This window comes from Collinsella aerofaciens, assembly GCF_040910185.1.
In the GTDB taxonomy this organism is placed as follows: Bacteria; Actinomycetota; Coriobacteriia; order Coriobacteriales; family Coriobacteriaceae; genus Collinsella; species Collinsella aerofaciens_BF.
Map to the genome: position 1 here is coordinate 39,051 of NZ_JBDGBA010000007.1, position 22,617 is coordinate 61,667.

The 22,617-nt window shown below is 58.5% G+C and carries 20 protein-coding genes and 1 pseudogene; 13 read left to right on the forward strand and 8 right to left on the reverse strand.

Annotated elements, in window-relative coordinates; translation table 11 throughout:
* The first annotated feature begins 111 nt into the window (after positions 1–111).
* A complete protein-coding gene (locus tag AB5Z54_RS04290) occupies positions 112–1,131 on the forward strand; it encodes a DUF4352 domain-containing protein (RefSeq protein ID WP_368160410.1) in 1,020 nt (339 codons plus the stop codon).
* 112 nt (positions 1,132–1,243) lie between these two features.
* On the opposite strand, the gene AB5Z54_RS04295 is transcribed toward AB5Z54_RS04290, so the two are convergent.
* Positions 1,244–5,629 carry a hypothetical protein gene (locus AB5Z54_RS04295; RefSeq protein WP_368160413.1) on the reverse strand — a complete coding sequence of 1,462 codons (4,386 nt, stop codon included), beginning with the start codon at positions 5,627–5,629 and terminating at the stop codon, positions 1,244–1,246.
* Between the two features lie 155 nt (positions 5,630–5,784).
* Positions 5,785–6,789 carry a helix-turn-helix domain-containing protein gene (locus AB5Z54_RS04300; RefSeq protein ID WP_368160415.1) on the reverse strand — a complete coding sequence of 335 codons (1,005 nt, stop codon included), beginning with the start codon at positions 6,787–6,789 and terminating at the stop codon, positions 5,785–5,787.
* A gap of 26 nt (positions 6,790–6,815) precedes the next feature.
* Here AB5Z54_RS04300 and AB5Z54_RS04305 point away from each other — a divergent pair, with 26 nt between their 5' ends.
* The 4 genes from AB5Z54_RS04305 (at position 6,816) to AB5Z54_RS04320 (ending at position 8,673) form a co-directional block, all read left to right on the forward strand.
* Positions 6,816–7,031 carry a hypothetical protein gene (locus AB5Z54_RS04305; protein ID WP_368160417.1) on the forward strand — a complete coding sequence of 72 codons (216 nt, stop codon included), beginning with the start codon at positions 6,816–6,818 and terminating at the stop codon, positions 7,029–7,031.
* Between the two features lie 414 nt (positions 7,032–7,445).
* Positions 7,446–7,766, forward strand: coding sequence for a PadR family transcriptional regulator (locus AB5Z54_RS04310; RefSeq protein WP_022093836.1), 321 nt, complete (start codon positions 7,446–7,448; stop codon positions 7,764–7,766).
* Positions 7,753–8,376 carry a DUF1700 domain-containing protein gene (locus tag AB5Z54_RS04315; RefSeq protein WP_117848183.1) on the forward strand — a complete coding sequence of 208 codons (624 nt, stop codon included), beginning with the start codon at positions 7,753–7,755 and terminating at the stop codon, positions 8,374–8,376. The genes AB5Z54_RS04310 and AB5Z54_RS04315 overlap by 14 nt, the downstream gene beginning before the upstream one ends.
* Positions 8,377–8,391: 15 nt before the next feature.
* Complete coding sequence (locus tag AB5Z54_RS04320) at positions 8,392–8,673, forward strand: hypothetical protein (RefSeq protein ID WP_260698998.1); 282 nt, start codon at positions 8,392–8,394, stop codon at positions 8,671–8,673.
* A 60-nt stretch (positions 8,674–8,733) separates the two neighbouring features.
* Here the strand turns inward: AB5Z54_RS04320 and AB5Z54_RS04325 are convergent.
* Positions 8,734–8,961, reverse strand: a pseudogene (locus AB5Z54_RS04325) (leucine zipper domain-containing protein); the annotation flags it as partial.
* A 376-nt stretch (positions 8,962–9,337) separates the two neighbouring features.
* Here AB5Z54_RS04325 and AB5Z54_RS04330 point away from each other — a divergent pair.
* Both AB5Z54_RS04330 and AB5Z54_RS04335 read left to right on the forward strand, forming a co-directional pair.
* Positions 9,338–9,880: a hypothetical protein gene (locus tag AB5Z54_RS04330; RefSeq protein ID WP_368160419.1), complete on the forward strand. Its 543-nt coding sequence runs from the start codon at positions 9,338–9,340 to the stop codon at positions 9,878–9,880.
* Entirely contained in the window at positions 9,870–10,634 is a 765-nt protein-coding gene (locus AB5Z54_RS04335; protein ID WP_195621436.1) for a trypsin-like peptidase domain-containing protein, read from the forward strand. Before AB5Z54_RS04330 ends, AB5Z54_RS04335 begins: the two co-directional genes overlap by 11 nt.
* 168 nt (positions 10,635–10,802) lie before the next feature.
* On the opposite strand, the gene AB5Z54_RS04340 is transcribed toward AB5Z54_RS04335, so the two are convergent.
* On the reverse strand, positions 10,803–11,954 hold the full coding sequence (locus AB5Z54_RS04340) for a HAMP domain-containing sensor histidine kinase (protein ID WP_368160423.1): 1,152 nt from the start codon (positions 11,952–11,954) through the stop codon (positions 10,803–10,805).
* Positions 11,951–12,643: a response regulator transcription factor gene (locus tag AB5Z54_RS04345; protein ID WP_438265567.1), complete on the reverse strand. Its 693-nt coding sequence runs from the start codon at positions 12,641–12,643 to the stop codon at positions 11,951–11,953. The genes AB5Z54_RS04340 and AB5Z54_RS04345 overlap by 4 nt, the downstream gene beginning before the upstream one ends.
* 147 nt (positions 12,644–12,790) lie before the next feature.
* Here AB5Z54_RS04345 and AB5Z54_RS09870 point away from each other — a divergent pair, with 147 nt between their 5' ends.
* The 5 genes from AB5Z54_RS09870 (at position 12,791) to AB5Z54_RS04370 (ending at position 19,274) form a co-directional block, all read left to right on the forward strand.
* Positions 12,791–12,862, forward strand: a complete 72-nt coding sequence (locus AB5Z54_RS09870) for a CD1871A family CXXC motif-containing protein (RefSeq protein WP_254179316.1) — start codon at positions 12,791–12,793, stop codon at positions 12,860–12,862.
* Positions 12,855–13,757, forward strand: coding sequence for a 4Fe-4S binding protein (locus AB5Z54_RS04355; protein WP_349088476.1), 903 nt, complete (start codon positions 12,855–12,857; stop codon positions 13,755–13,757). Before AB5Z54_RS09870 ends, AB5Z54_RS04355 begins: the two co-directional genes overlap by 8 nt.
* 29 nt (positions 13,758–13,786) lie before the next feature.
* Positions 13,787–14,758: a TlpA family protein disulfide reductase gene (locus tag AB5Z54_RS04360; protein WP_368160429.1), complete on the forward strand. Its 972-nt coding sequence runs from the start codon at positions 13,787–13,789 to the stop codon at positions 14,756–14,758.
* A 254-nt stretch (positions 14,759–15,012) separates the two neighbouring features.
* On the forward strand, positions 15,013–18,267 hold the full coding sequence (locus tag AB5Z54_RS04365) for an ABC transporter ATP-binding protein/permease (protein ID WP_368160432.1): 3,255 nt from the start codon (positions 15,013–15,015) through the stop codon (positions 18,265–18,267).
* Positions 18,268–18,320: 53 nt separating this feature from the next.
* Positions 18,321–19,274 (forward strand): tRNA dihydrouridine synthase, encoded by a 954-nt coding sequence (locus tag AB5Z54_RS04370; protein WP_368160435.1) that lies wholly within the window; start codon positions 18,321–18,323, stop codon positions 19,272–19,274.
* 143 nt (positions 19,275–19,417) lie between these two features.
* On the opposite strand, the gene AB5Z54_RS04375 is transcribed toward AB5Z54_RS04370, so the two are convergent.
* From AB5Z54_RS04375 to AB5Z54_RS04385, 3 genes are all read right to left on the reverse strand, one after another.
* On the reverse strand, positions 19,418–19,684 hold the full coding sequence (locus tag AB5Z54_RS04375) for a ribbon-helix-helix protein, CopG family (RefSeq protein ID WP_316369217.1): 267 nt from the start codon (positions 19,682–19,684) through the stop codon (positions 19,418–19,420).
* 834 nt (positions 19,685–20,518) lie between these two features.
* Entirely contained in the window at positions 20,519–20,764 is a 246-nt protein-coding gene (locus AB5Z54_RS04380; RefSeq protein ID WP_152068661.1) for a glutaredoxin family protein, read from the reverse strand.
* Positions 20,765–20,815: 51 nt separating this feature from the next.
* Complete coding sequence (locus AB5Z54_RS04385; RefSeq protein ID WP_368160437.1) at positions 20,816–21,643, reverse strand: TipAS antibiotic-recognition domain-containing protein; 828 nt, start codon at positions 21,641–21,643, stop codon at positions 20,816–20,818.
* 141 nt (positions 21,644–21,784) lie between these two features.
* Here AB5Z54_RS04385 and AB5Z54_RS04390 point away from each other — a divergent pair, with 141 nt between their 5' ends.
* Positions 21,785–22,522, forward strand: coding sequence for a tRNA (N6-threonylcarbamoyladenosine(37)-N6)-methyltransferase TrmO (locus AB5Z54_RS04390; RefSeq protein ID WP_316364542.1), 738 nt, complete (start codon positions 21,785–21,787; stop codon positions 22,520–22,522).
* Positions 22,523–22,617 lie beyond the last annotated feature (95 nt).

Genomic DNA, 22,617 nt, shown 5'->3' on the forward strand with positions numbered 1-22,617 from the left:
TCACTTCGCCGGCGCTGCTTTTCGCCATACGCTCATAGTGGAGGCCGATGCCACGGAGTCGACTTGGGACTCGGGCAACGGATGAGCTGTAAGCCGAAAGGAGCGGTGAGGATGATGAAGCCCATGACGAAGAAGCTGCTGTTAGGAATTCCCACCGTGACGCTTTCGGCCGTGCTGGCGTGTACGGTGGCCGGCTGTGGCGGTAGTGCTCCGAGCGGCTCGGCTGGCAGTTCGGGCGGCAGCGCGCCTGTGCAGGAAAAGCCCAAGGCCTATGATTCGCAGACGGTCGAGGTAGCAGGCATTACCTATGAGTCGGTGGCTCACGGTACGTTCTATCGCGGCGATGCCAAGCTGCAGGACGGCTTTTACCTGCACATCAAGATCACCAACAACAACACAAAGAACAGGACGTTCAGTTCCTTTAACGTGCATGCTGCCCAGGGCGATCTTGAGGCAGGCGACCCGTTGTTTACTTCCGGCAAGGCGGCCGTGCTCGATTACGTTGCAAGCGAGGCTCCCGATGAGCTCCACGAGGGCATCGATCTTTCCGAGAGGTCAGATATCGGTCCGGGCGAGACTGTTGAGTACGTGTATTTCTGGGCGCCCAAGACGGCGTACTACGGGCCCATCACTGTCGAGTTCGTAGATGCTTACGCCCCCGCCAAGAATCATGAGGCCATGCACTTTGACACCACGGGGTGCGAGACCAAGGAGTTCAAGGCGGCCGGCGGTGTGGCCGATTCTGGTGACGCGGCCAATATGACCGGCATCGATTGCGCATCGTACAGTATCGAGGCCGCCGATGGGTACACGCTGGATTCGTCCAACGAAGAGCACGAAAAGGCAGACTTCTTCCACGACGAGACTGGAGGACGCTTGCACATCAGCATCTTCCCGCGCTCGCCGGAGGAAGAGGTTGCAAGCCTAGAGCAGGTCTACGAAGGCAAGGAGACAACAACCGACCAGGTCGAGTACAACGGCATAACGTGGCTGCGCTTTACCGGTCCCGACAACGGCCATACGCTGTTTGCGACGGCTCCCGCAACAGGTGAAACCGTCCGCGTGTCGATTGGCTGGAAGATCGATTGGGACGCCGCCGTGCCCATGATGGAGGCGCTAAAGCTCAAGTAGCGCTGTGATTCCCATGTCAGGCGACTCAGGGCTGGCTCCGAGTTATCGGGGCCAGCCCTTTTTTGATGTTCGATGAGCCGAGTCGGCGTCTCTCGCAAAGGTAATTTAGGAGCTAGCGAGGCCTATCCGAATTGATCTCATCGGCGGTGTCGTTTTCGAGCGCCGTGCGGCGGGCGCTGTAGGCGACAAGGCCGGCGCCAGCTGCGGCGAGTGCTGCAGCGGCTGCCATGAGGGGAGCGTTGACATCGCTCGTGCCCGCAAGCACGCCCGCTTTTCCGGAATGCTTGTTATTGCCGTGATCCTTGCCGCTGCTAGAGCCACTGCCGCCACCGGAGCTGCTTCCGCCGGAGCCGCCGCTCTCGTCAGTACCGCCGCCACTCGAGCCGCCATCGCCGTCTGCTGTCATCGGGGCGTCGTGAAGTCCTGTCGTATCCGCGCTGCCGCAAACGCCGACCTGAACTTCTGAGCGCTCGCATGCCGCGTCAGGCACATGAAGCTCATGCAGTACGGCACCCAGCGCCGAGTTTGCGCCCGGTCGAATTTCCTCGAGCGTTACGGGATCGAGCGCTACCAGGTCACGCGCCTTCGCATACAGCGTGACGCGTTTGCCCACTTCGTCGCCCCAACTCTCGGGGATGGCGAAGCTCATGCGGAACTGTGCCGTGCAACCCGGTGCCAGCACGGCGTTGCCGTTGTCGGCTACCAGCGGGTGCGTTGCAAAACGCGCGCCCAGCGTCTCGAGCGCGTATTTCACGTGTGCCATATCGTTGTCCGAAGCGTCCTCGGCAAGCTCTGGATCAAAGATCGAAGCCATGCGTGCGTTCGCGCCGAACCCGATGGATGCGCTGGAGAACGGCTGGCTGGAGCCCTCTCGGTACAGATCGATCGTGCCGGCGGTCAGCAAGGTGTTGCCGTCGTTTCGCACCGTGACCATGAAGGATTCGCCTGCTGCTCCGGGCACCACCGCGCCCGAGGTAGCGACCGCGCCCGTCGGAGTGGCACACGCCACCAAGGGCACTTCGATGCCGTGCAGCTCTGCCTCGCTCTTCTCCGCGCTCACAATGTGCGTGGCGAGCGCGGAGAGCATGCCTCCCGACGTCAAAAATGTCGTTATCTGATCGACGGGATGGTCCAGCTCGCACATCACGAACGGCTCCGTGAACAGATCGCCTGCCAAGGTGCTGGCGAAGATGCGGAAGTGCTTGCCCATCACTGCTACCGGGTTGCCTTCTTCGTCGTAGGTTTGCCCCACCTTGCCATCGGTGTTCTCTACATAGAGCACGCACCTGCCGTTGTTGCTTACGCTAAACGATGCCGGGCCACAGCCTGCGGCACCCACGGGCTGCGTTGCAAATGCCGATGCTCCTCGCGTCCAAGTAATATGCCGCAGTTGCTCGTTGACGGTTGCCAAAAAGCCCGAATGTTGTGGCCACGGCACCGCGTGGGGTACTGTGGCATCTGGTGGCATAACGCCCCACCCCGCGATGGACTGGCCGATCACGGCATACGATGCGCAGCCACAACCGTTTGCAGTTTCGTATGCAACGGGCACCACCATTTTGCCGTTGATATTCTCGGGTACGCCTAGCTCGATGCTCGATGGCGCTTGCGGAAAGCGGAGGACCTGACGGAACGTGAGGCTGTCGCCCGAAACGTCCGACCACAGGGTGAAGCACTCCAGCGCAACCTCTGCCTCATTGCCCAGCGCCTTTTCTGCGGTGGTTCCGCGGCGGTGGAGGTAAGCGCCCGACAGGCGCCCGTCGACCAGCGTCTTGCCCACCGTGATGCGTGGACACTGCAGACAATGGTGGCCATCCTCCTGAAGGCGGCCGCGCGAGATGCTGCGCCACGACGTGTGCGACATCACGCGAACTCCGTCGTTGCTTATGCGCAGGCGCACAACGGACAGTATGCCGGCTGTGCTTGCCGTATCGAAAAGGGTGTTGTCGCCGTCGGGGCGCTCGCCCGAGACCAGCAGCACGTAGGCGTCCTGGTTTCCTCTTCCGTCCGTATATTCCACCACGTCGAAGTCGTAATCGTATATGCCGTCGCGCTCCACGTCGCCCTCGCCAAAGCCAAGGGGGAAGTCCACGGGCGTGGGGGCAGACCACGCGCCGTTTGCCTTTGTGTGCACCACTAGGCGCGAGCGTCCATTGTCGCCGTAGCGCACCGAGGCGATACGGAACAGGCATTCTACGCCGGCAATCATTGCCAGCTTCATGTGAGCTTCGCTGAGCACGCCAGCAAACAGCACGTTGTCGCTCGAGGGTTTGATGCCGCCACGCTCGTCCTCCGATACACCAGCAGAATTGGCGTTGTGGTCCGCAACGGCGTTCGTCGTCTGCCCGATATGGGTGTACGCATACATCGGCGCGGCGTTTTCGTCGTTCTCTATCAGTGTATGGACGAAATGCTCAATCTGTCCCGTGTCGTCGCTTTCTGTATCCGCCTCGAGCTCAATGCGCGTGACCGCTTGATCCCAATCGCGCACGACAGGCACGGCGTTTACGGCAGTGGCCTTAACCTCGGCGCGTGCGAGCAGCTCGGCGTTGGTGACGATGGTGGCCGATGCGATAAATTGCGGCACGCCGCCTGCCTCGATGTTGCCGGGCGTGCCGAAGCGGGCATCCAGCGTGTAAGGCGTATCTCCGCCCAATGCGAGCTCAGAGCGCTGGAGCACATACTGGTTGCCATTGTTCACCGACATATTCCACGAATCGAGGAGCGTGGGCCACGACCCCGACCAAGCCTTGGTGGTCCACTTGAACATTACGAACTGGAGTATCACATCGACATCGACGTCTGCACCTACGCGCAGTCGCGGAAGCTGGTGTCCATCTGCCTTCTCGTACCCAATGAACAGCGTGAGGGATGCGGCGCCGCGCACGGCAGACGAAGCGACGCCTGCAACGCCGGCGCCAAAGGTGACGGCGAGCCCGATCTGGATGGTGAACGAGCCCGAGGTGTTTGAATAGTCGAGCGAAATGTTTTTAAAAAACGCCGCGCCGCTGCCGTGCGTGTGGGCACCCACGACGAGCGCCAGCTTCGCCAGCACCCAGGGGTTGACGTTTAGGAAAAACGGCACCGGTCCTAGGGTAAACTGCTCGGTCCAATTGAGGTCGGTTCTTACCTGGAAGAGGGCCTTAATATTGCCGTATGCGGGGTCGTTGTTGTTACCCCAGGTTTTGCCCACCCAATCGTAGGCGAGCGAGCCGTACAGCTGTGTGGCGATATCCATCGTGAACAGCAGCGTGCAATGATGGCGAAGGAGCTTGGTGTTTCTTGGATCGGTACCCGAACCGGCACTCATGCTTTTGTACTGATTCCACTTCCCCTCCATCTCATCGAGGTAGCGGTTTGCCTGCTTGGCGCCCGACTCGCGCGGCGATTTCTTCCAGTATTCCGGATCAGGGTTGCCCGAATCGTTCATGTAGCCGACCGGTTTGTATCCTCCGCCAAACAGCACGTACCCGGCAAAAGAGAAATCGAACAAAATGGGGAACGAGGGCATCCAGCACGTGAACTTATTGCCGCCGATGCCGGGAAACGCCGCCGGAAAATCAAACGGAGTGATCTCTTGGTCCATGGTGGCGGGAATGATGGTGGTCGAGCCCGATTCCGCCTTTGCGGCCGGCGCGGTGACAACGGCCATGGGGGAGGAGAGCGTGTAGGTTTTGCCCTGGTAGTCGAGGACAAAGCGCAACTTGCATCCTTCCTCCAGAAGGCCCGAAGCTGCATCGAGGAACTTGTCTTCGAGTGTGAATGTCGCCAGATTATTCGCGCCCGATGCGCTGGCCTTGACTTGGCCAATCTGCGCGACGGTTTCGGGCGAGCTGCCCGCAGCGGGCATCACTTTATTGATGTGCAACGTTGCCTGCCCGCCCTGCGGCAGATGGGCCTGCACGGTAAAAGCGTGCGTGTTGGGCTGGTCGTTTGCCGTGTTGTCCTTCGGCAATGCCATGAACGTAGCGTCGGCGTACTGGATGTCCCATTCATCGAATGTGAGCTGGCGAAAGTACGGATCGCCGTCAGAAAGCGGACGCGTTGGCGCGGTTATGGCGGTGCCACTCTGGATACGCGCGAGGGGAATCTCGACATCGCGGTAGCCCGCCATGCTAATGGAGATGCCGCCGTTAAAGTCGTACGCGTCGAGAAGCGTCGCCTCGTCCACGTAGCCTTCCGAAAGCGGCGCGACCTCAAAGATGGCCGTGCCTTCGTCATCGGTCGTGGCGGTGAGCTGCTTGCCTGCGGCATAGCGCGATGTGAGCGTGACCTTGGCGCCTGCGATGGGATTCTTCTTATTAGCGACATCGACTACCACGACGCCAAACATGGTGCGCGAGAGCACCAAGACCTTGAAGGGATCATCTTCGTCGGCGTATGCCTCGGTGGGGGCGAACGGCAATATGAAGGCATTTGCGCTTCCCGGTACGCGCGGCAACATAATGCTTGCCAGCGAGGACGCTCCGGCAACAAGTAGCGAACGGCGATCAAGCATCTTTGGCTCCCATCCCGCAGGTATCGGTGGAAATAATCCAATTTTGCGAGAAGGTGCCACGTGGCGGTAGTGCCGTTCAAGGGTCAAAATGTCCAAATTGATCGAGCGAAGCGCCGGGTTCCGGAACGCGTTCGATGCGCTTGGCAGCCCGGTCGCTAACGTAACATATGCGCGACCAGCTCGGCGCGAGTTCCGATACCAAGTTTGGCATACACTCCTGATAGGCGGTTTTTAACAGTGCCCGGCGATACTTCCATGTGGCGTGCGATTTCGGCGTTGGTCCATCCGCGGCAGGCGAGCATGGCCATGGTGAACTCTGTGGTCGTTAAATCGTCGGCCACGTCCTCGCCCGAATCGGGGTTGTGGATGCGTCGCCAGCCGTAGCTGAATCGATACGTAATCTCGATGATGCGAGCGAAATCGTCGGGGTATTGCGATTTTAAGCATGCCTCGATGAGCCCCTGCAAAAGGCCGTGGTGCTCGCCAATGAGCTCGATAAGGCCGTCGGGGCGCGCAATGTCCCAAGCGGCTCCGAAATGTGCCTTTGCGGCGTCGATGTCCTTGAGGCTCATGCATGCCATGGAAGCCGCCAGGTGCAGGAACAGTTCCGAAATGGGATAGCTTCCCTGTTTCATGATCAGGGCATTTTCCACCATGCCCAGGCTGCGGCCGTATTCGCCGCGCAGATACAAGGCGTGCGCCATCACGTAGCTGGCGAACAGGCGCAGGCCTTCGGGCAGATGCGCCGCAAGCGGATAAAACTCTTCGGCGGAATACGGGGAAGGCAAGTGCAGCAGGACGCTCGCGGCAGAGGCGAACAGGATGTGCATGGCGTGGACGGCAGGCGATTCCTCGTCAGTTGGCGTATCGAGGATGCCAGCAAGGCACCGGCGGGCGTCGGCGATACGGTTGAGCGACAGACTGGCATATCCGCAGATAAAGCATGCGGAATAGCGCAGTGCGGGGTCGGTGGCGTCAAGATAGGGGCGTGCTGTCTCGGCGGCGAGTGTGGCCTGTCCGCGAAAGTACAGCGCTTCTGCCGTGGCGATGGTGCGTGAATCGGGGTCGGAAATGCCTGCAACCGCAGCGTCAATCTGCCCCGGCACAAAGGCGGTGCACATCAACGGCATAGGAACGCGTGGGTAGCCATCGCAGTCCATCTTCCATCTCCCATCAGGTGGCAACAATGCAGCAATTGTACTCCTGTTGCTCGGGACTGGAATTTTTGGGTATTGCCTACGATTATGCCGAACGCATAAAGGAAGAGTCTATTGGCGATGCTCTCAAGGTGGCTACCGAAGCCAAGCTGACCTCGATATTAGGAAAAATTGCCACCCCTGCAAAAAGCTCTGTCGCAGTGATGGGAAACGCATCTTCTGGGCATTCCGGCGTCTCCAGCTAGCGCTGGACTGCTGCTGTCGCCTGCGCGTTGGCGAGCGGAGCGTGGGGACCGTCCGGCGACCAGCGGTGACGGGCGAGCCCTGCCGCGTGCGTGGGCCTCCATCGGCGTAGACCCATGACCCCTATGGCATCGGAGAAGTCCACCATCGCGTCCAGGACCTTACCGTCCGGCACGCCCAGCCTAGCGGCTCCCTTGAACCCAAGGTTGAAGGGGGGTGTTGTACAAGGCATATGGGGCCGAGTGGAAGTGGATCAAAAGAGCGTTACTTGACGTTTCATGCATAATGCCAACCGCCCCGCGATATCACGTTCGCAGCGCGCAGGGGCCGGAGAATCTTCGCGATGAGAGTTGACGTCTAATACCTTGCATCGTATAGTGTGTATAGCATAGTATATGACGAGAGGAGGTGTGCGGATGGAGGCACAGATGAAGCGCGGCTTCCTGGAGGCCTGCGTGCTCGCGGCCGTCTCCGGCGAGGAGTCCTACGGCTACCAGATCGTGAAGGACGTACCGGCGAGCATGGGGCTCACGGAGTCGACGCTCTACCCGCTGCTCAAGCGCCTGGAGAAGGCCGGGTGCATCACGGCGCGCTCCGCCGAGCACAACGGGCGGCTGCGCCGGTACTACCGCATCACGGACGACGGGCGAGCGCGCATCGAGGAGTTCCTGGCCGAGTGGCCGTCCGTACGGGAGATTTACGCATACGTTGAGGAGGCGCACCATGACGCGCGATGAGTTTCTGGGCCGGTTGGGCGAGCTGCTCGCCTGCCTGCCGGCCGAGCAGGTGGAGGAGACCAAGGCGTTCTATGCGGAGGCCATCGCCGACCGCATGGAGGACGGTATGAGCGAGGAGGAGGCCGTGGCCGCCATGGGCACGCCCGGCGAGGTGGCGGAGGCCACGCTCGACGACCTGCCCGCCGTGCCGCGCGCGATCGCGAGGACGCGCCGGCGCAGCACCGCGCTGCTGTGGGTGCTGGCCATCGTGGGCTCCCCGGTGTGGGTGCCGCTGCTCGCCGCCTTCGCCGCCGTGGCCGTCACGGTCTATATCTGCATCTGGGTGCTGGCGCTCTGCGTGTGGATCGTCGCGGTGGCACTCGGGGGCGTGGGCGTAGTTGGGCTCCTGCTTGCCGTAAGCGGCGTCATCATCGGCCACTTCCCGTACGCCCTCGCCTCGGCGGGCGTGGGGCTCGGCCTCGTCGGCGTGGCGCTCTTCGTTGGTGCTGGCGCTTGGGCCGCCTCAAAACAAATTGCGCGCCTCTCGGCGCTCTGGGCGAGGAAGGCCGCCTCGCCCTTCTGGAAGGGTAAGGGCGAGAAGGGCGGCGCTGCCGCGCATCTCGCGGCGTAGAAAGGAGTGAGTACCATGACCAGTGCGAAGAAGATCTACCTCGCCGTGGCGGGCGGGCTCGTTGCCGCGGGTGTTGTCCTCGCGGGCATTGGCTTTATCGCTTCGGGTTTCGACCCGGCCGTGTTCACAACCCAAGTCGACACGCGCTACAGCACCATCGTGCTCGGCGGCGTCGAGGTGGACGACCCGATGGGCCTCCCCCTCATCGAGCAGCTCGCCAATCTGGGCGAGATCGACACCTCCGGCATCACCGCGTCCGAGTCCCCTGCTGCTCCGGAGGCGCCCACCGCTCCCTAAGCATAGCGCGCCCGGCGCCAGCCCGGGCGGGGCGAGCGGCAGTGACGAGCGCGCCTCGCGGACCCGGTTCTCGATCTCGCGCGGCGTGGACCTCGCGAGCCTGCGCGGGCGGCTACTGCGGTCGGACATGGGCTCTCCGGACCTGCTGCGGCGCAGCCACTTGCTCGCCGTCTGGCGGCTGACGCCCATCTGACGCGCGGTCTCGGCGACGCCGAGGCCGGACTCTATGCGCGAGACGAGCGTCTCGCGCCCCCTCGGGGTGAGCCTTGCGTTAGGATGTTGCTCCATGGGAGGGCTCCTCTGCTGTTCGTCTAGACAACTCACAGCATGTGGGAGCCCTCCCTATTTGTCACTACCCGGGTGTAAACAACCTATTGGCACAGAACAGCTAGAACAACCGATGCCGCCTCACTGCGCCGAGAAACCCCCGGCGCCGTGAGGCGGGCGGCGGAGTGAGCCAACAGCAAAGCCATGCCGCTATTAGTAGCCTGTCGCCAGCAATCTGCAAGTCACTAGCACCCCACAGCCGTGCCGGCAGCATCCCTTGGTCGCCATATCAGCCGCACGGTATAATCTATCCATCGATATATTGGTTGAACCATGGTGTCTCTGCTGTGACCATAAACTTCCGCAAGACGCTAGGACCTTGTTCTAAGGAGATCTGGTGGAGAAAGGTCAAGAGAACCCACCACAAGACCAGGCGCTTGCCCATAGAGTCAGGTGGGCTGACCTCGACAGCGTATTCGAGCACATGGGCGACAATGCTAGCGTTGGAGAGGCAAGTAACGGCATCCACCTCATAAATGACCGGGAGCACGTCGCCGTGCGCCAGGACCACGAGGTTCGCATCCCCAATGAATACCTGCAGGAATCATACGTCGGACAGCGCGACAGCGACCTGAGAAAAGCAAGGGAGATGCTCCTTCAGGCCAAGCAGGAGCGCCCTTCCTACAAACCTGACATCCTTTTAGGTCTTGCGACAACGTTCCTGGGCTGGTTTCTCGGGGGTTTGTCGTCATCTGTCAATCTCGCATCTTTGCCCGGTATCTTGATGCTCTGCGTAGCACCGTGTGGCGCAGCAGGACTCTTTGTCGCTTTTATCTTTATCCGAAAAGAAGAGAAGCAGGGCAAATCTGATCTGGCCGAGCGCGTCCTAGAACACCTGGCGGATCCCGATGACAAGGAGACCAAGACCGATGAACATTAATGATACGAGCACGCAGCTGCTCTTTACCACGGTCCCCATCGTGGGCATTACTACCGAAGGCACGGGCGTCTCGGGTACAGGATTCTTCTTTTCCTATGACCTTGAAGACGGGCGAAAAGTGCCCCTGCTCATTACCAACCACCATGTCCTCAAGGATGTGATTCAGGGTCGCTTCGTCATCAATCTAGCCGAAGGTGACGCCCCGTCACGCGAGACCATCAGCGTGAACTTCGACAAGTCATTCATCGAGGGGAAGAAGCTCGGAGAGCTCGACTTGGTTGCGATGCCGGTGGCCCCTGTTCTCAGCATGCTTGAAGAAAACGGGAAGAGGCCCTTCTACCGATCCATCGACTCTGGACTCATCCCGAAGAAGAGTGTGCTGGACAATTTGGCGGCGCTCGAGCAAATCACCTTTATCGGATACCCCAGCGGGCTCTATGACGACTACAACAAGACCCCCCTCATCAGGCAAGGCTGGACTTCCACGCCCGCTTGGAACGACTACAAGGGTAAGCGCGAGTTCCTCGTTGACGCATCTGTATTCGAGGGCTCCAGCGGCAGTCCCGCCTTCATCCTCAACCAGGGCAGCTATCCCACGACCGACGGAATTGCCATCGGCTCCAGGCTGCTGTTCATGGGCGTAATCACTCAGACGATTACGAAGGAGAAGAGTGAGCACCTCGATTTAGGTACAGTCATCAGAAGCGACGCGATGCTCGACAAGCTCAAACCTTTCGTGGAAGGTCTACTGTAGCTAAGAGCACCGTCAAAAGCAGTGACGCCCCTTTGCTCCTTTCCCTAGGATGAGGTGACTGAGCTCGGCATGCTGGTTGACATCTGGTTCCCCAACGGCTCATAGTACAGACACATGGAAAGCCTTCGGGTTTTGTAAGGGCGGGACCCACTGGGCCTCGTTCTAGTTTTACTGTTCGGTTAACGCTGCAGATCGTTTTGGAAGGCTTACGAGCATGGTGGTTCCGTTCTCGGAACTTGCTTCGACCTCTACCGTGCCACCGTGAAGCGCCACAATCTCCCAAACGAGCGCTAGCCCGAGTCCTGCGCCGCCGTATGCCCTGCTGCGGGATGTGTCTAGACGAAAGAGCGGCTGGAAGATGCTCTCTCGGTACTGCCTGGGTATTCCTGGGCCCTGGTCCTCGACTCGCAGGAACACGTGGCTGTCGTTGTCGCGGATGGAGACGTTGACAGTCGAGCCGGAGCGGCTGTAACGGATGGCGTTTTCGACCAGATTGAACACCAGCCGATAGAGGAGCGTATCACTTCCGATTGCCAAAGCGTCTCCGGCGCAATCGAGGGTTACGCCCTTATCCTCGGCAAGTGGCGCAAGGTCGGTGAGGACCTCTTCGGACAGAGGACCGAGTTCAACATCATCCTCGCAAGGAACGCTGCGGAGCTCACTCATCTCGAGCAATACCTTGGTCATTCGAGACACGCGCTCAGTTTGTTCTTGTAGCAGGCCGAGCAGCTCGGCTGTTTCGGGTTGCAAACCGGAGTGCTCGGAGATGAATAGCTCAATCTGTGCTTGCATAAGGGCGAGCGGGGTGCGCAGCTCGTGCGCGGCGTTGCCGGTAAACTGACGCTGTGCAGAGAACCCTTCGCCAAGACGGGCGATCATATCGTTGAAAGAGGCGCTGCATCGTTGTAGCTCGGTGGGCACATCTTCACTGAGTCTGATTTCGCTTAGGTTGTCAGGCTGCACGCGCTCTACCTGGGCGGCGAAATCCCGTAGCGGTTTGAGTGCACGGCCGCTCACAAAGTATGCCAGCACGCCGCCAATGAGTGTGACTCCAGCCGTGATGCACCAGGTTGTCGTGCCAAAAGACTCCTGTGCGTCGTTTACGACGATCGTGACCCTGTCATCGGGGACCGCTTTCGTCGGGTCGAACGCCTGGGGCGAATCTTCGCCGGTTGCGTTAAAGGCCGAGATGTTGCTGCCGATGGCATCCATGTAGCGCATGCCCGTATAGCCGACCAGGCAGTTCGTCAGCACGCACGCCGCGCACGTGAGCAGTGCCGTCATAATCGTTATGCGCCATTGCAGCGAAAGCCTTTTCATTCGCCATCCTCCATAACGTAGCCCTCTCCAATCCGATTGCGAATCGGGTCGTATCCTAAAGCGCTGCGTAGCTTTTTGCGGAGTGACGAGATATGAACGCGGGTTGCGTTGCTAAAGCTGTTCACGCTGCTATCCCAAACATGCTCGATAAGCTCCTCCTGACTTACCGGACGCCCCTGATTAAGCATCAGGTATTCCAAGATTCCCGTTTCCTTGCGCGTAAGAGATAAAGCCTCGCTGTCCACAGAAGCGATGCGCGCCTTGGTGTCAAAGCTGAGCTTTCCGCAGGTTAAAACTATGTCGCTTTGTGTAAAGCGTCTTAGGGTAAGGCTGCGAATCCTTGCCGCAAGCTCGTCCAGATGAAACGGCTTGGTGAGGTAATCGTTGGCGCCGGCATCGAGTCCCGCCACCTTGTCGGCGACCTCGCCGCGTGCCGAGAGCACGAGTACCTTGGTCTCGCAGTCGGTTTTCCTAAGTTCCCCGAGCACGGTCATGCCGTCGATACGGGGAAGGTTGAGGTCGAGTACCACGAGGTCAAAGGCATCAACGTCCAGTAGGTCGAGCGCCTCCTGTCCGTCGTGACAGCAGTCGACGCTGTACGCCAAGTTTCGCAAGCTGCGCGCGATTGCATCGCACAGTGCTCGCTCGTCTTCGACGATCAAAATACGCATAACAGTCTCCTTGCACATTTCAAATCGCGCTTAACACGGATTTTATAGTCGATATGGTCCAATGGTCGCGTAACGAAAGGAGTGGTCAGGTTGTTCAAAGCGGTAAAACCCGTGGTACAGGTCGCTTTGTTGATCGTCGGAATTGCCATGGTGTGCTTTGGCGTTATGCGTGGCGAGGCGGATGCCGTGCTGGCCAAAGCGATTAGGCTGTGCTTGGAGTGTATCGGAATTGGATAAAAGAGAAAACACTGCGTCGCATGTTTTGGCTCGATTTCGCGGATTCATTCAGGCGGCGGCGACGCTGGTCACCAATATTCACCTGCCAAACTTTGCCAAAGGCGGTATCTATCAGGGCGCGGGAAAAACAGTCTGCGTACCTGGACTTAACTGCTATTCGTGCCCCGCGGCATCGGGTGCGTGCCCCATCGGGTCGTTCCAGTCGGTGGTAGGTTCATCCAAGTTCAACTTTTCTTACTATGTTACCGGTACGCTCATTTTGCTCGGCGTGCTGCTGGGACGCTTTGTATGCGGCTTTCTGTGCCCGTTTGGCTGGCTGCAGGAGCTGCTTCATAAGATTCCCGGAAAAAAGTTCTCCACGAAAAAGCTTAAGCCGCTCACGTACATCAAGTACGTCGTGCTGCTGTTTGCCGTGGTGCTGCTGCCCGTCTTGATGGTTAACGACGTGGGCATGGGCGACCCGTTCTTTTGCAAGTACATCTGTCCGCAGGGTGTGCTCGAGGGCGCCATTCCGCTGGCCATCGCCAATGCCGGCATTCGATCTGCGTTGGGACATCTCTTTACTTGGAAACTTGCCGTTCTCATTGCCGTGGTAGTGCTGAGCGTTTTGTTCTACCGCCCCTTCTGCAAATGGATTTGCCCACTCGGCGCATTCTATGCGCTCATGAATAGGGTGTCCTTGTTGGGGATTCAGGTTGACGCGTGCAAATGTGTCTCGTGCGGCAAGTGCTCAAAGGTTTGTCAGATGGACGTTGATGTGGTCCGCGCGCCCAATCATGCCGAATGTATCCGGTGCGGAAAGTGCATCGGGGCCTGTCCCGTCGATGCCATCAGCTATCGCTATGGCCTGGATGTGTCGGCGGAAAAGCTTCCCTTGACCGCTGATAAAAAGTAAACAAGCTTCGACAAAACGGAGGAATGACTATGAAGCTTTCTAAGATTGCGGCCCTGTTTATGGTGCCGGTATTGGCCTTGTGCCTTGTGGCATGTTCGGCGCCCGGTGGCAATGCGAGCGAATCTGCGAGCTCCGATCCTAAGATCGCAGAACTCACTGCGCAGAAGCCGGCCAATGCCGACGAGGCCGCCGAGCTGTATGCGAAGCTCATGCAGAAGGAGAACGAGATCTTTTCGAGTGATAACGCGCTGTGGGAAAAGGTATTCAATGCGGCAAATAAAGACTCGACAATGATTGAGGACGGCAGCAATTACGGCGATTTCTTGCTCAAGACCATCGACGGCGCCAAGGATGAGTTTACGGCGGATGAGCTTAAGACGCTCAAGGCCGGTGCGCAGCAGATCAAGGAAATCGAGGACAAGCTCGAGAGCTTGGAGAAGGAGTTCCCCGGCTGTGGAAGCACGTCGAGCGCAGGCGAGAGCGTCGATGCTTCGACCGCTGGCATGACGGCTGGTGCCAATGCTTCGAGCGAGGCGACGAAGTTCCCCAGCTTTACGGGCAAGGACCTGGACGGCAACGACGTGAGCAGCGACGAGCTGTTCTCTAAGAACAAGGTTACCGTCATGAACTTCTGGTTCACCACTTGCAAGCCGTGCGTGGGTGAGTTGGGCGATCTTGAGAAACTGAATCAGGAGCTTGCCGAGAAGGGCGGCCAGGTCGTGGGCGTCAATTCCTTTACGCTCGATGGCAACAAGGGCGAGATTGCAGATGCCAAGGACGTGCTGAGCAAGAAGGGCGTGACATATAAGAACATCTGGTTCAAGTCGGATAGCGAGGCCGGTAAGTTTACGTCAAATTTGTTCTCGTTCCCGACGACGTATGTCATCGATCAGAATGGCAACATCGTAGGGGATCCAATCGTGGGAGCCATCAGCTCCGCCGAGCAGCGCGCAGCACTCAACAAACTTATCGACCAGGCGATTGCGAATAGCGAGCAGTAGAAAACGCGTAAAGCATAGCGAGGATCGTGTGTCGCTGTGCGAAGTAGTTCGCTCCCTTTCAAGATAAACTCCACCATATAGAGGTCCCGCTCGGGACCTCTTCTTTTAGGCACCGTCCCGTTCGTTTTTTGATGCGGTTCCCTATATTCCTCACTGGCGCCGGCAAAAAATGGGGATAGAGTAGGACAAACGCGTCGAATACGAACGGCGGGGGAGAGCGGGCGAATGTGCCTGCGCAGGAGAGGTTGCCGTCCATGCTGGAGCTCAAAGGTATTTGCAAAAGGTACGTTACGCAGTCGTTTACGCAGGTGGCGCTCGACAGCGTGAGCCTGTCTTTTCGCGATAACGAGTTCGTGGCCATTCTGGGACCTTCGGGGTCGGGCAAAACTACGATGCTCAACGTTATCGGTGGGCTCGATCATTTCGATTCTGGTGACTTGCTGATCGACGGCATATCGACCAAGGACTTTCACGATCGCGATTGGGATGCCTACCGCAACAACCGCATCGGCTTTGTGTTCCAAAGCTATAACCTCATTCCGCATCAGACCATTTTGGAAAACGTGGAGCTGGCGCTCACGCTCACGGGCGTGGGGCATGCCGAGCGCCGCCAGCGTGCGCGCGAGGCGTTGGAGAAAGTCGGCTTGGGCGAGCACGTTAACAAGCGCCCGAGCCAGCTTTCGGGCGGGCAGATGCAGCGCGTGGCCATCGCCCGCGCCCTGATTAATGATCCCGAGATTGTGCTGGCAGACGAGCCGACCGGCGCTTTGGATTCAACGACATCCGTACAGGTCATGGACCTGCTCAAGGACGTGGCGCGCGACCGCCTAGTCATCATGGTCACGCACAATCCCGAGCTGGCGTACCAATATGCCACGCGCATCGTCAATCTGGCGGACGGCAAGATCACCGACGATTCCGATCCCTTCGATGCTGCCAAGGTCGCGCGTCGCGAGGCAAAGCCTACGCGCAAAACCTCGATGAGCTTTGTGACGGCGTTGGGGCTTTCTGCCCGAAACCTCATGACCAAGAAGGGCCGCACGGCCATGACGGCCTTTGCGGGCTCGATTGGCATTATCGGTATCGCGGCGATTCTGGCGCTGTCCAACGGCGTAAACGGCTACATCAAAAAGGTCGAGGAGGATACGCTCTCGAGCTACCCGCTCACCATCTCCAAGCAGGATTACGACCTGTCGTCCATGATGGGCGGACAGGGGGCTGCGGATGATGACTCGCCTGAAAACGTGGATTCATCCGACGACAGTGCCGGCGGCAAGGCTAAAGGAACCGATAAGATTCCTGTGGTCACGGCCGTAAAGGATATGTTTGCGAGCGTTAAGTCCAACGACATGACGAGCTTTAAGGCATGGCTCGATGCCGGTGGCGACGGCATCGATAAAGAGGTCAACGCCATTCAGTACGGCTACGGTGTATCGCCGGTTGTCTATCGTGCCGGCAAGGGCGATGAGAAGCCTGTCCGGCTGGTGCCCAACGCCATGACCGAGGCCATGAGCGGAGGCGCGAGCTCGGCGGCAACGGTGAGCATGGAATCCATGGGAACCTCGGTCTTTAACGAGATGATCGACGACCAGAGCCTGCTCGACAGTCAGTACGATGTCGTCGCCGGTCATTGGCCCACGTCCGCCAACGAAGCCGTAATGGTGCTCTCGAGTCGTGGCACGGTGGGTGACTACACGCTCTACAGCATCGGCGCGCTGGATATCAATGAGCTCAACGATCTGGTAAACAGCGCTATGACGGCTGACGGTGGGGTCGAAACGCCCGAGACCGGCACCGAATTTACCTACGACGATGCGCTGTCCACGACGTTTAAGGTGCTGTCGCCGGCCGATGCCTATCGCAAAAACGAAGAGACCGGCATGTGGACTGACATGTCTGACGATGCCGACTTTATGACGGCCAAGGTTGCCGACGGTATCGACGTGCACATTGTGGGTGTGGTGCGACCTAACGAGACCGCCAACGCGAGCGCGTTGTCTCCGGGTATTGCCTATACGCATGCACTGACTCGCCAGCTTATGGAGCGCGCCGCCGATTCGCAGATTGTGCAGGAGCAACTCGCCCACCCCGAGACGGATGTCTTTACGGGCAAAACCTTCGACGAACTGCAAGGCGAGGCCAAGCAAGGCGTGGATCTGGGCAGCATGTTCAGTGTGGACGAGGCAGCGCTCAAGAGCGCGTTTTCGTTCGATACATCTGCGCTCTCGGGTGCAGCCGGCGGTATGGACCTTTCTGGCATCGATCTGTCGGGGCTGGACATTGACCTTTCGGGCGTTGGCAAGGACATCGACTTCAGCGACATCATGGCAAAAGCGCCAACCCCAGATTTCTCGGGTATCTTTGACGGTCTGGAACTCACGCCCGAGCAAATGCAGCAGGTGGGAACACTAGCCAACCAGCTGTTTGAGGGCTTTTTGCAGTCTGATCAGTTTAAGGCGCTGTCGCCCGAAGACCTTAAGGACGCGTCAAAGCTCGCCGCCGCATTCTCGACGTATCTTGAGAATGATGCCGCAGCCCAGCAATATCTGGCTCAGCTCAAGGCACTCGGTGGCGATGCCCTGGCCGAGCGCCTGCAACAGGCGATGACCGACTATGTGCAAAAGCAGCTGGCTCCGTATCTGCAGCAGGCTATGGATCAGGTGATGAAGACAATTAGCGAGCAGATTGCGACGACGGTATCGTCCCAGCTCAAGGCGGGCGCGGCAGGGCTCATGGGCCAGATAGCGACACAGATGTCTTCGAGTTTTGCCAACCTGGCGGGCGCTATGCATATGGATGCGAGCGCCTTTGCCCGCGCCATCCATTTCAACATGGACGCCGAGGATCTGAGTTCGCTCATGATGAGTTATGCCAAGGCATCGCAGCTTACCTATGACAACAACCTGACCACACTGGGTTATGCGGACGAGGCGGACCCCATCTCGGTCAAGATTTTCCCGCGCGACTTTGAGGCCAAGGAGCGCGTACTCGACCATATCGATGCGTACAACAAGCAGGTCAAAGCCGCCGGCCACGACGAGCAGGCAATCTCGTACACCGACTACATGGGCATCATCATGGGTTCGGTGACTGATATCGTGAATACCATCAGCTTGGTGCTCATCGCATTCGTGAGTATCAGCCTGGTGGTGAGCTCCATCATGATCGGCATCATCACGTACATCAGCGTGCTGGAGCGCAAAAAGGAGATTGGCATCCTGCGCGCGATTGGCGCGTCGAAGCGTAACGTGGCAAACGTGTTCAACGCCGAGACCTTTATCGAGGGCCTCATTGCCGGCGTCTTTGCCATTGTCGTCGTGGTGCTCGTGAGTTTCCCGGTCAATGCCTGGGCACTTGCGGTCAAACAGGTTCCCAACCTGATGAGCCTGCCCGTGCAGGATGCGCTGGTACTCATTGCAATTTCGGTGCTGCTAACGGTCGTTGCCGGCCTGCTGCCTGCCCGCAGCGCATCCAAGAAGGACCCCGTCGAAGCCCTGCGCTCCGAATAATGCGACAAAGGGACTGTCCCTTTGTCACGTTCGTTGATATGAGAGAAGAGTAGATGATCCTTTCGTTGGCCCCCATGGAGGGGATTACCGGGCATGTGTTCCGTCACGTGCATGCGGAGTGCTTCGGTGCGCTCGATTGCTATTACACGCCGTTTTTGCCGCCGCCGCGGGTGGGAAATCGCTTTGGCGGCAAGGCGTTTAAGGAGATCGATCCTGCCAATAACCAGGGGCTCAACGTGGTGCCTCAGCTGATGTCCAAGAACGCGGACGAGTTTGTGTGGGCGGCGCAGGTGCTCGCCGACATGGGCTATCGCGAGGTCAATCTCAACCTGGGTTGTCCTTCGGGAACGGTTGTCGCCAAGGGCAAAGGATCGGGCTTCTTGCGCAATCTCGACGAGCTCGAGGCGTTCTTAAGCGATGTGTGCGAGCGGTCGCCGTTGCCGGTGTCGGTAAAGACCAGGCTGGGGCTGGAGAATGACGACGAATACGAGCGCGTGCTCGATCTGTATTGCCGCATGCCGTTGGCAGAGCTCATTGTGCATCCGCGCGTGCAAAAGGACCGCTATACGGGTTCGCCGCGCAAAGAGTTTTACGGCAAGACGTTGGAGCGGGCGCCGTTTCCCGTGGCCTATAACGGTGACATTTTTGATCTTGAGGATATGGACGCGCTGGTGGAGGCCTATCCCGGCACGCGCCATGTGATGTTGGGGCGTGGCCTGCTCGCGAACCCCGCGCTGGCTCGCATGGTCAAGGGCGGCCCTGCTGCAACGGCTGCTGAGCTGCAGCGCTTCCACGACACGCTGTTTGCGGCATATGCAGAAGAGATTGGCGGCAATGCGGTCTTCCGCATGAAGGAGTGGTGGTTCTACGCCAAGTGCGCTTTCGCTGATCCCGCTACCGTCCACAAGATCGTACGCAAGACCAAAAAGGTCGACGAATACCGCGCTGCCGTCGAGCGCGTCTTTCGTGAACAGCCGCTTGCACCCACAGCTCGCTTCCACGGCTAACTAGTCATCGGGGGCGTTCTTTAACGACTGGTCATTTAAGAACGTCCCCGATGACTACCCGCAAAAACTGTACGTCAGCATCCAAAGATGTCGAAAAATGTCGACTTTGGATGCTGGCGTACATGTTTGGGTTCGGAGGGTGACTAGGCAATCATCGCATCGAGCGTGATGAGCTCCCTGAGTCGCTCCGTGCGTGTTTGCCCATGGCGCTTTGCTTTTGCGTCAAACGCATCAAGAACAGACTCACCCACACGTGCCGATAAAACAACGCTTGGCTCATCGGAGATCGACGGCCTTCCCAGCTTGATGGTGCGACCCTTCGGCCACTCATCTTTTTCGTATGCCTCCGCGGCTTTCTCCAACTCTCCGGGAGCAAACCCCATCATCTTTTCGAGCTGCTTAGCGTCCATAGCGCCTCCTATCGATCGGCATAATGTCGAGCAGAGGTCAACGGATACTCTTTTTGTATACAGTTTTGTAGACAAAAATACAAACAGTTTATCAGGCTAATTAGCTTGTTTTGACCCGCGTGTTCGATAGGAAATGAGCATTGACGGTTTCGATACTCCTTTGCTTTTCAGCCTGGAATTTGGATGCTCATTGAACTTCCGGAGGGGAGCGCTTTATTAAGCTATCGAGATTCTGAGCAGGAGCTCTCACTGGTCTTCGATAATGGGACCAGCTTAATTCGCGACACAGTGTGTCGCGAATGGGAGTAGTCGTTAGGTGTCCTTCAATGGCTAGTCATATAAGAACGTCCAAGTGTCGGATTTTGTCATTTAGTGTCGTCCTCAGCGGCTATTCTGGAGGGTCGTGGTCAAAAAAGGGCAAATATGAGTACTGTTGCCATTATAGTTGCATTTATTTTGCTATAAATAGTAGCTCCTGATGAGACTTGTTCCCATTAGGAACTACTTTTATTGAACATATGAGGAGAAATAGCGTCGTCTACGGACGTATGGAACGTTGAATAGTTCCTGAAGTGATCAAAATCGCTGCTACTAAACAGGTAGCAGTACTCATATTTGCCCTTTTTTGACCACAGCCCTCTCGGAAACCTTTCCAGAGGCGTCAAACAGCCATAATCCAAAGGTCGCCTCAAACAATTAGCCGGCTAAGAGCGTCCATGACTACCCAAAAGCTGTACGCCAGCATCCAAAGATGTCGAAAAATGTCGACTTTGGATGCTGGTGTACATGTTTGGGTCGTATGGGCTGGGGCCCTGGACGGACAGAGCGTGCGTACTAGAGCAGATTCTCCTGCAGCCATGCGATGATGTCGCTCGATTCGTAGAGTGGTTTGCCGTCGATGAACAGGCAGGGAACCTGGCGTTTTCCGCCGACGGCGATGAGTGTCTGCTCGGCTTCGGTATCGGTCGAGATATTGCGCTCGGGGATGGTCACACCGTTATCGGCAAGGAATCGTTTGACTTTTATGCAATACGGGCAGCCGGTCATAACGTACAGCGTGAGCTCATGATTAGTAGCCATGGGTCTCCAATCGGTTGAGGTTTCGATTGAAATACCCAAAGCAGCCGCGGTCTATGCGCGCGTCAACGACGACTCGATGGCCTGGACCAGAAACGCCGTGGCTCCGGTGCCGCAGGGCTTGTCGTAGTAGTCAACAAAGCGCTGGTCGGCAAGATAGCCGTGGGCGAGGCCCAGGTATGCTTCGTCTTGGGGCTCGTGTCCCCAGTTAAGGGCAATCCATCGACGGTGCATTGCGACAAGTTTGTGGGCCTCGTTGCTCTCTGGGTCGCCAATGCCCATGGCAATCGAAAGCTGGCCCAGAACAGCGCGTTCAAGTTCCTTCATGTCGTTCCATGTCTGAGGATCCATATCCAGTAACGTTTCGTTTGCTGCATCGATAGCCTCATTGCCATAGCGAGCCCGAGCCTCGGCGCCGTAGCGTTCCTCGTTTTCCTGCACGGTGCGCCAGCGCTCCAGTTGCGGCAGGACGGCGCCCATGAGCGAGACGGCTTCGTCGAGCGACATACCTGTGTTTTGTGCTAGCCGTGGGGCACAGTCCTCGATCATTGCCTCCATCGTGGTGTCGTAGGTGTACTGGCCGTGGTCGTAGCACCACTTGCAGTAATGTTCGGTCGTGGCGCCCGTGGCATCGGTGCCGCAGTCGCCGGGCGTGAGTATCATGCCGCAGCTCTGGCAATAATGCTCGGGCATTTCGAGCAGGTGGGACAGTGGCTCGCCGGTTACGGTGGCAATGAGCTTCATCATGTCGATGCCCGGGGTGACCTCGTCGCGCTCCCAACGGCTGACGGCTTGGCGCGTGACAAAGAGTTTGGCGGCGAGCTGCTCTTGGGTAAGGTGATGGGCGCGACGGATGGCAATGAGCTTTTCTGCAAAGGCCATAGCGGCTCCTTTCTGCTGGTTGATGGCTTAAGCATACGCGGCGGCAGACGCCCTTCCAAGCAACCGTTGGTTGCACGGCGGGGGACCGCGGCGAAGAATTGCACGCAACGCCCCACGCCTCCATGCCGTACAATGACCGGCATGGAACCTATTGCACACATACATACCGACCTGCCGCAGAAGTTCGGCATCCCGCGCAACAGCTTTTTGGCGCCTCATCTGCAGGGACGCATCGTTTTTGAGCCGGAATTTGCCTCCAACGCAGCGGTTGAGGGTCTGGACTCCTTCTCTTACCTGTGGCTGCTGTGGCGCTTCGAAAACGGAACGCCCGGCGGCACGGCTAAGGACATAGCCGCCGATGCCAAAACGCAGGACAGGTCCGGCACCAACGCAAAATGGTCGAAAACTGTGCGTCCGCCGCGCCTGGGTGGAGCCGAGCGTGTGGGCGTCTTTGCCACGCGCAGTCCGTTTCGCCCTAATTCCATTGGGCTCACCTGCGTCAAGCTCGACCGCGTGGAGCTTACCGACGATGGTCCCATCATCCATGTGTTGGGGGCCGACCTGCGCGACGGCACGCCCATCTACGACATTAAGCCCTACATTCCGTTTGCGGACTGCCACCCGGATGCAACGGGCGGCTGGATTGAGGATGCTCCGTGGCAAGAGCTCGATGTTGAGTTTCCGCAGGCGCTGCAGGATATGGTCTCGCCCGCAAAGCTCCCCGGCTTGGTCGAGGTCCTTCGCCAAGATCCGCGCCGCGCGGGCAGCAAGCACGAGCCAAACCGCGTCTATCATCTTGCCTTCGCCGGGCTCGACATATCGTTTACGGTCGATGAAACCCAGCTAACCGTAGTCGCCGTCAACGACGCACGAGACTAACCAGCCATTCGCCCGCACCCGTCAAATTAAGCGCCAAACCCCGCGCCAAAACCGCCCGTGCTGGTGGACAATAGCGCCTATCGAAACAGTCTACT

Excerpts from the sequence above, each read along its gene's own strand:
- AB5Z54_RS04295 (WP_368160413.1), bottom strand. The coding sequence starts at position 5,629 with ATGCTTGATCGCCGTTCGCTACTTGTTGCCGGAGCGTCCTCGCTGGCA.
- AB5Z54_RS04320 (WP_260698998.1), top strand. The coding sequence starts at position 8,392 with ATGACCAGTGCGAAGAAGATCTACCTCGCCGTGGCGGGCGGGCTCGTT.
- AB5Z54_RS04290 (WP_368160410.1), top strand. The coding sequence starts at position 112 with ATGATGAAGCCCATGACGAAGAAGCTGCTGTTAGGAATTCCCACCGTG.
- AB5Z54_RS04340 (WP_368160423.1), bottom strand. The coding sequence starts at position 11,954 with ATGAAAAGGCTTTCGCTGCAATGGCGCATAACGATTATGACGGCACTG.
- AB5Z54_RS04300 (WP_368160415.1), bottom strand. The coding sequence starts at position 6,789 with ATGGACTGCGATGGCTACCCACGCGTTCCTATGCCGTTGATGTGCACC.
- AB5Z54_RS04375 (WP_316369217.1), bottom strand. The coding sequence starts at position 19,684 with ATGGACGCTAAGCAGCTCGAAAAGATGATGGGGTTTGCTCCCGGAGAG.
- AB5Z54_RS04360 (WP_368160429.1), top strand. The coding sequence starts at position 13,787 with ATGAAGCTTTCTAAGATTGCGGCCCTGTTTATGGTGCCGGTATTGGCC.
- AB5Z54_RS04345 (WP_438265567.1), bottom strand. The coding sequence starts at position 12,643 with ATGTGCAAGGAGACTGTTATGCGTATTTTGATCGTCGAAGACGAGCGA.
- AB5Z54_RS04385 (WP_368160437.1), bottom strand. The coding sequence starts at position 21,643 with ATGGCCTTTGCAGAAAAGCTCATTGCCATCCGTCGCGCCCATCACCTT.
- AB5Z54_RS04315 (WP_117848183.1), top strand. The coding sequence starts at position 7,753 with ATGACGCGCGATGAGTTTCTGGGCCGGTTGGGCGAGCTGCTCGCCTGC.
- AB5Z54_RS04335 (WP_195621436.1), top strand. The coding sequence starts at position 9,870 with ATGAACATTAATGATACGAGCACGCAGCTGCTCTTTACCACGGTCCCC.
- AB5Z54_RS04380 (WP_152068661.1), bottom strand. The coding sequence starts at position 20,764 with ATGGCTACTAATCATGAGCTCACGCTGTACGTTATGACCGGCTGCCCG.
- AB5Z54_RS04365 (WP_368160432.1), top strand. The coding sequence starts at position 15,013 with ATGCTGGAGCTCAAAGGTATTTGCAAAAGGTACGTTACGCAGTCGTTT.
- AB5Z54_RS04310 (WP_022093836.1), top strand. The coding sequence starts at position 7,446 with ATGGAGGCACAGATGAAGCGCGGCTTCCTGGAGGCCTGCGTGCTCGCG.
- AB5Z54_RS04305 (WP_368160417.1), top strand. The coding sequence starts at position 6,816 with ATGCAGCAATTGTACTCCTGTTGCTCGGGACTGGAATTTTTGGGTATT.
- AB5Z54_RS04370 (WP_368160435.1), top strand. The coding sequence starts at position 18,321 with ATGATCCTTTCGTTGGCCCCCATGGAGGGGATTACCGGGCATGTGTTC.
- AB5Z54_RS04390 (WP_316364542.1), top strand. The coding sequence starts at position 21,785 with ATGGAACCTATTGCACACATACATACCGACCTGCCGCAGAAGTTCGGC.